Below are 2,286 nucleotides of genomic sequence, written 5' to 3'. Positions count from 1 at the left end.
TGGATAGGCGCTTGCACCTGTTTTGGAGGTATAAAGATTTGATAGTGTTTGTTCTATCTCGCCCCAGTTAATGATGTTATGCACATCGTCTAGTTCTGATAGAGGTTTATGTTCAATAACAAGAGAATCTGCAAATGAATTTTGTTGGGTGTTTTTCCAAGACATTCTGGGTGTTTTATGGTTGTTTTAGATGGGTGTTGTTTTATCAGATTGGTGGTTTTTTGGTTGGGTTATGCAAAGGTCTCAACATAATAGAAGAGACAGGTGTAATACCCCCATTTTCCGTACAACTCTAAAATAGAGATTTGACTGCTTACAGTCATCTTGTTACGCCATCTTTACTCTTGGCGGTATTACAATGGGAACAATCACTAGGTATCTATTTTTCAGCTACTTGGAAATTTTTAAGCTTTGTCCTAGTGAGGCTAAGATTGAGTTTACCTTTCTAAAGAAATGCTGGGTGTTGCTGGGAAAACTGCTCAGTCGTTAAAAGGAGGCGTTAAAACTAACACTGAAAGCGTGATCGCGTTTTCGTGTGTGATTTTCACCATACTCAAGTGATAATTTTTGGTTGAATATGTTGAGTTTAACGCCAACGCCCTTGCCATCAAGTCTACCCCCATCAGTTCTTTTGCCTGAGAAAATATACCCAATATCGTATAATAGGTAAAACTGAGGATCCGATGGAGAAAGCTTCGTAAAAGAAAAAGTTGATCGAAAATAGGCGCCTTTAGCCCCCGATATGGCTATATTGCTATGCCCTCTAACGGATCCAACGCCGCCTATTTGAAACATTTCCCCACCAAATAAAATATCATCAGAATATTGAGAGTCAAATGCTAGCTTTAGATTTATCTTATTTGCTAGCGTGGTATTATAAGATCCCCCTATTTTATATATTGTAAAGTGCCGCCCTGGAAAACTTTTAGGTGTGGGGGTGATTTCCCCGTTATTGTTATGAAATACAACCTTTGATCCCAATCCATGTTTAATTTTGAAATCTAGGGAATAGTCGCTATTTTCTTTTGTTTTTTTAGATAAGTTGATGCCTACTGCAAGATGATTTCTAGTGTAAGTACTAACCTTTATATTGGCTTTGTTTACCTGAGAAACCTTATCTTTTTTATGCCAAGATATATTGAATGATATTTTCTTGCTTTCATCTCTATATATGTTTTTTTTGGCATATATTTCTATGTTGCTATTAATGTTTCTCAATTGAGTCGCGATAGACTGATTGTTTATGAGAATATTATTGTTTATAAGAGAGACATTTTTGGTTTCATTTAAGCGAGTGCCAAAATTCCAGTCAATATACGGAACATCGTATGAAAGTGATATCGTTCTGTTTAATTTTTTGCCTTCATCTGGATTTGAATTGGATCTCAAATCAATCATTAATTGGTCGTTAATACCAACAAGATTGTTTATTGATGTGCCAATATTGGCCACAATTTCCCCTGTGCTTTCTGAACCACTATTGTCAAACCCCGACCTAAAATAAATATTCTTTTTATGAGTACTTTTTATAATAATATCACTATAGCCTATTTTGCTGGTGGGTTTAATATCAGCTTTTGATTGATAGCCTTCTAATCTGTTAATTTGATCTGTTCCTTGTTCTAAGTTTCTTATATTTAAATAACTTTCTGGTTTATCGGAAAATAAATTATTTAAATATAAGTTTTTGTTATCAGATGATAATGTGTTAATTTTCCCCTCTATTATTATCAGTTTTAAAATACCTTGACTTGTTTTTTGTTTGGGAAGATAAGCTCTGGTGGTGATATAGCCGTGATTAAAGTAAAGTTGATTTAATAACTTTATAATATTATCGATATTAACCCTACCTAAACATCTATTTGTAAAAGGCTCAACAGCGGCATTGATGGTTTTATTGTCAATAAGAGATGCCCCGACATTGATTGTGTGAATATCAATACATTTTTCTTCTTTTTTAAATTTGCCGCTTATCTTTGGAGGGGATTTGAGTTTCTTTAAGAATTGCGTTATATTTGCCAATCTTTCAGTATTGGCATTTTGTCTATCTAATTTAAGATTTTCTTCCAAACCTTGTTCTAAAGTTATTGCATATAAATTGGAGGCGTGAAGCAATGCAATTAGTGCAAGGAATTTTAATAAGTTACACATGTTATAAGATTTTTTAACCATAGATGATTTTATTACAACTTACAAATATTTGAATAAACCTGAGAAGCGATAAGAGAATAAAGATGCTCATATTTTACACAAAGGTTTTTTTTAAAAATAGTATAACTTAATTTT

The 2,286-nt window shown here is 33.2% G+C and carries 1 protein-coding gene; it reads right to left on the bottom strand.

Features of this window, described 5'->3' with window-relative positions:
- Window positions 1–486: 486 nt before the first annotated feature.
- On the bottom strand, window positions 487–2,151 hold the full coding sequence (locus BAZSYMA_RS08180; protein WP_195910166.1) for a ShlB/FhaC/HecB family hemolysin secretion/activation protein: 1,665 nt from the start codon (window positions 2,149–2,151) through the stop codon (window positions 487–489).
- Window positions 2,152–2,286: the final 135 nt, after the last annotated feature.

The organism is Bathymodiolus azoricus thioautotrophic gill symbiont (genome assembly GCF_001298715.1).
Taxonomy (GTDB): domain Bacteria; phylum Pseudomonadota; class Gammaproteobacteria; order PS1; family Pseudothioglobaceae; genus Thiodubiliella.
The sequence above is the reverse complement of the archived record's forward strand: the minus strand, read 5'-3'. Positions and strand labels throughout refer to the sequence as shown.